Source organism: Gracilimonas amylolytica, from assembly GCF_002911695.1.
GTDB classification, from domain to species: domain Bacteria; phylum Bacteroidota; class Rhodothermia; order Balneolales; family Balneolaceae; genus Gracilimonas; species Gracilimonas amylolytica.
The window spans coordinates 1-7,666 of the sequence record NZ_PQBS01000029.1 but is presented as its reverse complement, the minus strand read 5'-3'; the positions used below and the strand labels follow the sequence as shown (position 1 = coordinate 7,666).

At 45.9% G+C, this 7,666-nt stretch carries 6 protein-coding genes; all 6 read right to left on the bottom strand.

What is annotated here, in order from left to right; genetic code table 11:
* Window positions 1-27 precede the first annotated feature (27 nt).
* A complete protein-coding gene (locus C3B73_RS07005) occupies window positions 28-1,041 on the bottom strand; it encodes an IS110 family RNA-guided transposase (protein ID WP_103664008.1) in 1,014 nt (337 codons plus the stop codon).
* Between the two features lie 400 nt (window positions 1,042-1,441).
* Window positions 1,442-2,737 (bottom strand): adenylosuccinate lyase, encoded by a 1,296-nt coding sequence (purB, locus tag C3B73_RS07000; RefSeq protein ID WP_103664891.1) that lies wholly within the window; start codon window positions 2,735-2,737, stop codon window positions 1,442-1,444.
* 90 nt (window positions 2,738-2,827) lie between these two features.
* A complete protein-coding gene (locus C3B73_RS06995) occupies window positions 2,828-4,318 on the bottom strand; it encodes a M48 family metalloprotease (protein ID WP_103664890.1) in 1,491 nt (496 codons plus the stop codon).
* Between the two features lie 74 nt (window positions 4,319-4,392).
* Complete coding sequence (gene murB, locus C3B73_RS06990) at window positions 4,393-5,418, bottom strand: UDP-N-acetylmuramate dehydrogenase (RefSeq protein WP_103664889.1); 1,026 nt, start codon at window positions 5,416-5,418, stop codon at window positions 4,393-4,395.
* Window positions 5,419-5,422: 4 nt separating this feature from the next.
* On the bottom strand, window positions 5,423-6,802 hold the full coding sequence (locus C3B73_RS06985; RefSeq protein WP_103664888.1) for a hemolysin family protein: 1,380 nt from the start codon (window positions 6,800-6,802) through the stop codon (window positions 5,423-5,425).
* A 140-nt stretch (window positions 6,803-6,942) separates the two neighbouring features.
* A complete protein-coding gene (locus C3B73_RS06980; protein WP_103664887.1) occupies window positions 6,943-7,614 on the bottom strand; it encodes an IS1595 family transposase in 672 nt (223 codons plus the stop codon).
* Window positions 7,615-7,666 lie beyond the last annotated feature (52 nt).

Below are 7,666 nucleotides of genomic sequence, written 5' to 3'. Positions count from 1 at the left end.
TCCCGAATGCTATGACTTAATCAAGTACTAAGCAGCCTTTTTTTGTTTGTCGAATCTGGATTCATGGTTTGATTTATAGCAAGTTTGGCTGTTCCATATGGCACATATAATAGTGATTAATTTGTTTACCAGGTTATTACGAACTACCGGCCAAGGCTTACCTTCCTCCAGTTTTTTCTGTTTATAGGCACTGAATTTATCGTTGTGTGTACTGGCCGAGCGGGCTGCCATGGTTAACGTAGAACGTGCTTCTGCACTTCCATGGCCGGAAGAACGCGTTTTCCCACGCACCGAACTTCCTGAACTATGACTATGGGGAGCTACTCCAAAACGGGAGGAAATAGCCTTAGGATTCAATTTTTGTTCTCCAAAAAAGAGAATCAGCCACATCCAGGCGGTAACTTCTCCAATACCAGGAATACTGACCAGCAAGTCGTAGTATTCCTGCAGCCCATCATGGGTTTGTATGCACTGCCGAATGTGCTGTTCCAACTGGGCAATATGGTTGTCAAATAACTGTAGTTGCTCTTCCCACCCCTGGCGCACCAGCTCCGGGCAGTCCGGCTGTTGGGCCGATTGCGTTTGCTTGGTTTTGGTGGCCGTTTGCTGGCGTATCAGCCGGCGACGTTCAGCATAGAGTTGTTGAAGCTGATCTAATACCGGCTCTGCCGGGGTGCTCAGTGATAACTGATCAGCAAAACGATCCGCGTATTCAGCCAGTAGCTGAGCATCAAACTGGTCATCTTTACGATGGTGGTCCGGGCCCACCTTTTCCAATATGGTGGTCTTTTCTACCGAGCATCTCCATCCCATTTGGGTTAACGCAACCAATAGTCGTTTACCATAGATTCCGGTGTCCTCCATACAAATAACACTGTTCTGGTCGGTACATCCCGCCTCGGTTATCCACTGGTTTAGTTGTTGGAAACCGGACTCGCAATTTGCGCACTGCATATGTTCCCCGGAAGGACGGTGCCAGCAGTCCAGGGTATCTTTAGAAATATCTATACCAATAAAGTGGGTTAGATTTGTGAGATCCATAAAAAATCCTCATGTTTGATTAACCTTAATGACGTATGCCAGCTAGGTATTATCGGACCTGACTCTGTTCGTAGTGTTTTACTAGCATGCTATTTAGGTTTGGATAATACCGAAGCCGGAGGGGCTGATTCGGGATTTCGAGTTCTGCTCGACACACTCGGTTAGCCTGTCTCCGGCTCGCTGGTATTATAAAAAAGCAGAGTTGACTGCCTTTCTCAATACTTAAAGTCTAACAGAAATCTCGGGAGCACGCTTCAAGGTTACTATTTAACCCAGAATCCATCTGACGGATCACCCGTCTGATGGATGGCTAAAGGCTTTATTACTCGAATTAAACAAACGGTCAAACGGACATCAAGCCGTCAGACCGAGACAAGTTAGAATAACTAAAAACTCAAAACTACCCTAGTCCAACCCGCTTAAAGATCACATCCACATTCCGGGTGTGATGGTCGAGGTCGAAGGCTTCATCGATCTCTTCCTGGGTTAAAGCTTCGGTAATGGTACCGTCCGCTTCAACGATGGGTTTGAAAAGCGTTTGTTCTTTCCATGACTTCATGGCCAGCGGCTGTACCGTATCGTAAGCCTGTTCGCGGGGCATGCCTTTGTCGATGAGTTTGTGAAGGAGGCGCTGGGAGAAGACCAGTCCCTGGGTCTTCCAGATGTTGGATTCCATGTTGTCCTCAAACACCACGAGGTTTTCGATCACCCCGGCAAAGCGGTTCAGCATATAATCCAATAACGTGGTTGCATCGGGCAGGATGATGCGTTCGGCTGAGGAGTGTGAGATATCGCGTTCATGCCAGAGAGGTATATTCTCGTAAGCGGTAACCATATACCCTCTTAACACCCGGGCACAGCCTGAGATGTTTTCCGAACTGACGGGATTACGTTTATGCGGCATGGATGAAGATCCCTTCTGCCCTTTGCGGAAGGCCTCCTCGGCTTCCCTCAGTTCACTGCGCTGCAGGTGGCGGACTTCCACAGCCATCTTTTCCATGGTGGAGCCGATGAGCGCCAGCGTGGAGAGATAATAGGCATGACGGTCGCGCTGCAGGGTCTGGGTGGATATGGGTGCCGGACTCAGTCCTAACTTCTCGCAGGTATATTCTTCCACTTCCGGCGGGATGTTGGCAAAGGTACCTACCGATCCGGACAGCTTACCGAATTCCACATCAGCAGCGGCTTTTTTGAAACGCTCCAGGTTGCGGTTCATTTCCGCATACCAAAGCGCACATTTCAATCCAAAAGTGGTTGGCTCGGCGTGAATACCGTGGGTTCGCCCCATCATCACCGTGTATTTATGTGCTTTGGCTTTTTCACCGAGTACATCCACAATGTGTTCAAGTCCTTCAAGCAGGATGGCATTGGCTTTCTTGAGCCGCACGCCCCAGGCAGTATCCACCACATCAGTAGAGGTCAGCCCATAGTGCACCCATTTCTTTTCATCGCCCAGTGTTTCGGAAACAGCTCTTGTAAAAGCAACCACATCATGGCGGGTCTTGGCTTCGATCTCCTTTATCCGGTCTACATCAAACCCCGCATTTTCGTAGAGCTTATCCACGTCTTCCATGGGGATCTTACCGAGCTTGGCCCAGGCCCAGCAGGCAGCGAGTTCTACGTCCAGCCAGGCTTGAAATTGAGCTTCATCGGTCCACAGGTCGGACATTTCTTTGCGGGAATATCGGGAGATCATGTAATCTTACTTTGGATGATTAAAAGTTCAGCCCAAAGATAGGATTTTAAATGAACAGATTAAGCCCGTATTTGCGGTTCTTTCACCCTTTTATTGAACCGGAATCTTAAGCATGGTTCCGGGTTGTATGGTTTGATCCAGATCCACCTGATTGATGATGGCAATATCAAGAGGCTTAATATCCATAGGCAGCTCATTTGGCAAAAATGAGCTGAATGGAGCCGTTCTCGATGTGGTGATCAATTTCAATTTCACCGGTTGAATGCCTAAGATCGCATTATCATACAGCTGACTGAATCCATTCTCTACCGTTGTGAAACGATCCCTATATGTATCAAATTGCGCACTCGTGGTGTAACTCAAAAACCTGTAGATATTGCCACCGTATCCAACCGCTGTGAGTTTTAACTTCAATTCGGTTCCATTCTGAGATTGTGCCGTGGCAATACCCTGATATCCATTCATTGAATTGGCAGAAAATGACTGCTGTTCAATCACGGTGATGCCTTCCTGTGCCAAAAAGGTTCGTACAGACGATTCAGGGGTTTCATTCTGATTATCGATGGTAAACTGAATAATGGCATCCTGCGCCTCATTCACCATGATCACAGCTGTGGTTTGATTGATTAATTGAAAGCCGTTCGGTACCGGAAACCGGAATTCGAGATCCGGATGATAGAACATACCATCCCTTTCAAATCCTTCCCTTGGGTTATCTCCGTACACAATACCCTCTATCATCTCCATGAATTCTTCTTTGTCAAGGATATTCTGCTCATACCCTTTACTTTCCCATTCCTGTGCAAGTCTTGGGATCGTACTTTCTCTCTCACCGGGATCAGGGTGACTGGATAGCAGTGTTGGAATTCCACCACCCTGCGTTTCTGAAATGCGTTTCAGCGAGGTAAAGAAATCGGCTCCTTCTGAAGCTTCATAATGTCTCATAGCCGCATATTCAACACCCAAAGCATCGGATTCCCGTTCATCATCCCTTCCATATTTCAGAAACATGAGCTGGGCGGTTTGGCTACTGAGCTGTAGAATACTTTGCCCATCATACCCAAAAGATTCTCCCAAAACAGCTCCACCAATAATGGCAAGCTGACCAAATTGTTGCTGCATGGCTCTTTGTGAGGCATGCCGTGCCGCTACGTGACCGATCTCATGCCCCAGTACCACGGCAAGCTGAGCTTCATTGTTCAAATGCCCCAGTAATCCGCGGGTTACGTAAATATACCCCCCGGGTAAAGCGAACGCATTCACTACGGGACTGTTCAGTACTCTGAATGTAAACGGAGTGTTTTTGAATTTCTCCGGAGTGTCATCTCTTCGGAGGTGGCTGACTTCCACCAGTTCCTGACCAAGTTGCGATACGTAATTGGCAAGTTCTTCATTCTCATACAAACCATACTGAGCAATGATCTCAGGATCTGATTCTTTACCGATCTGCACTTCCTGCTCCCAGCTGTATCCATAGGCTCTTTTATTACCCGAAACCGGATTTTGCTCAAGAGTGACACACCCGCCAAACCCTAAAGACACTATGACTATAACTGATAACAGCTTCCTTTTGAGATTCATAATTTCCCTTGTTTAGTTTTTGAACTTACGATCTTTCCTGTAACCGCTTACCTAATTAAAGCTAAGCTAACTAATTATACAATATTTACTTCCGGAGTCAGAACAACTCCAAATTTATTGTGAACCGAACGGCGGATCTTTTCTGCCAGTTCGATGATCTCTGCCCCGGTCGCACTGCCATAATTCACAAGCACCAGGGCTTGTTTTTTATGTACTCCGGCATCACCAATTCGTTCCCCTTTCCAGCCGCACTGATCGATGAGCCATGCAGCCGGCACCTTCACTCCTTTTTTATCAGGGTAATTTGGGACATCAGGGTGTTTGTTTTTTAACCGCCCAAACTCCTCCTCGCTGATCACGGGATTCTTGAAAAAACTCCCCGTATTACCGATCTCCTTTGGATCAGGCAGTTTACTTTGCCGGATCTCAATCACAGCGTTACTTACTTGTCTGATAGTTGGTTCCTCAATACCCTGCTCATTCAAATGATCAGACAGAGCTCTGTAACTGGTGTTCACCTTTGGATGTTTACTCAACTTTAAGGTAACGGAAGTGATCACATACTTTCCTTTCAGATCATTCTTGAATGCACTGTCACGATATCCAAACTTACATTCCTTGTGCTCAAAAGTCTTGATGATACCGGTATTCAGGTCCAACGCTTCAAGCGAGTGAAACACCTGTTCCAGCTCCACACCATAGGCCCCGATATTCTGAATGGGAGCGGCCCCAACCGATCCGGGAATGAGAGATAGATTCTCGATCCCCGCCCAATCGTTTTCAATAGCACCCAATACCACTTGGTGCCAGTTTTCTCCACTGCCAAGTTTCCAATGCACATGATCGCCCGTTTCTTCTACAACCTCACGCCCTTTGATTTTCAGATGTATGACCAACCCTTCAAAATCATTGGCAAACAGAATATTGCTGCCACCGCCCAACATGAGTTTGGGTAACAGTTTGTATTTCGGGTCCAGCAATAACTGTCTTAATTCGTCTGCTGTTGACACTGACGCAAAATACCGGGCCTTCGCACTCACCCCTATCGTATTATGCTCTTTCAGATCGAAATGCTCTTTCACTTCAGGTGTGTCCGTCATACAATTATTCAGCGGGTGTATTTACTTCTTCGGGGTTTTCTAACTTAACGCGTACTTTTTTGATCCGGTTATTTTTTACGGAGTGAACCGTGAGCTCCATGTTCTTGAATTTGATCCGTTCTCCAACCATTGGCAGGCTTTCAGTAAGGTGATAGATCAATCCTCCAAGAGTTTCGTATTCGTCATCATCGGTCGTGATATCACATTTCAATATCTCTTCCATGTCATCCAGATCGATCTTGGCATCGAAAATATAGATACCGCTTTTGAAACGTGTGTACAATTTGATCTCTTCTCCTGAATCATCGGTGATATCCCCAACGATCTCCTCCAGAATATCATCCATGGTTACGATCCCTTCCGTTCCACCATACTCATCAACCACAATAGCGATGTGCGTCTTTTCCTGCTGAAAATCCCTGAGCAGGTCGTCCAGTTTTTTAGTGGCCGGAATGAATAGGGCCTTCCGTGAAACCGTCTTCCAGTTCAGAATAGGTTCCTCTTCCTCAGAATTCAGGTAAGGAAGCACATCCTTAGCATACAGGACTCCCTGAATATTATCGAGGTCACCATCGATGAGGGGCATTCTTGAAAGACCGTTCTCCCTGATCTTCGACAGTACGTCCTGCAGTGTCTCATTCAAGGAGACGGAAACTATGTTGACCCGCGAAGTCATGATCTCCCGTACCATGATATCCCCAAAACCGATCACATTCTCAATGATCTCACGTTCATCCTCATGAATAGATCCCTCCTGTTCACTGACCTCTGCCATGGTTCTGATATCCTCAGAGGTCATCTTACTGGCTGGTTTCGGCAGGTATCGCTCCAGACTGATGGTGCTGTCAGCGATCAGCTTGGCAAAGGGTTTCAGTAAAATGAAGAAGGCATATATAAAGGTGCTGTTGGTTCGTGAGACCTTAAGTGGATTGTTGATAGCAATGATCTTTGGAGTGATCTCACTTAAAATGAGGATCATAAAGGTCAGCACCAATACCTCAACGGTAAAAACAACGATCTCGGAAAGACCAAATGCCTCCACTATATCACCGGTGATCACAGCCGCCAAAACAGAGGCTATGATATTGGCAAACGTGTTACCGATCAGAATGGTAGCCAGCAAGCGTCGTGGCTTGTCCAGCATTCTGAAGATTCGCCGGTCAGCTTTGGAGGAACCGTTCACATCCAGCTCTTCCATGCGATTAGAAAGGGAAAACAGAGCAACCTCTGACCCTGAAAAAATGGCTGATAACGCCAAACCCAGAAAAAGAAAGAAAACCTGAATTCCCATTACCACCGGATCTATACCGGGAATAGTCATATCGATGGGTACTGAAAGAACTGAGTCCTGAACCAAACTAAACGGGTCTTCTTGTAAATCCAATGATTTAAATGGTTGGTTGGGTTTAGATTAATATCCGATCAAAATATAAAACTTTATGCATACGGTAGCTACAAATAAAAAAGCGGCATGAGGGAAACCCATACCGCTTTAATTTCATAGGGTCTTATGAAGTTTAGAGCTTAAAGAGGTTCTTCTCTAAGCTTCTCCAGTAAGATCTTGTATAAGTTTTGATTTCGATGATTAAAGCGATATTCAGTTTCTTTTAAATACACATAAAAATGAGATTTCGATACCCCATTAAATTGAGCCAACCGGCGTTTGGCATAACTCCAAAAAGATTCAATGCCATTAATGTGACTCGAGGAATTGGCGAATTCATCCTGGCCATGTTGAACACGATAATGTTTGTCATAGCCCACATCCACTAGGCCATTATAGCCTCGCCAACCATCACTGTGAATCACACTGGCCGGGGCCACTTTTCCACGTATAATACACTGGAGTGTCTTTTTTCTTGCATCAGGGACAATTTCGGTATAGACTTTGCCCTTACGTTTGAAAATGCCAAAGACAATGGTTTTACCCGAAGCTCCTCGTCCTCGTTTACCAGGAATTCGTCGTGGACCAAAATAAGACTCGTCAACCTCAATGATGCCTTGGATCCGAGCCGATTGCTCAGACCATCGAGCGATGTGATGGCGCAGTTTGTCAAAGATCACGGTAACCGATCGCAATGAAATGCCGGTTAACTCAGCCGTTTCCGTTGCGGTTAAATCTAACGAAAAACACTTGATCAGATGCCGAAATTTAGCTTCTGAAATATGTGACCGTTTATAATACTTGTTATTCATTGTATAGCAATATGTTACAAGATTTTATAACATGCTATACTTCATAAGACCC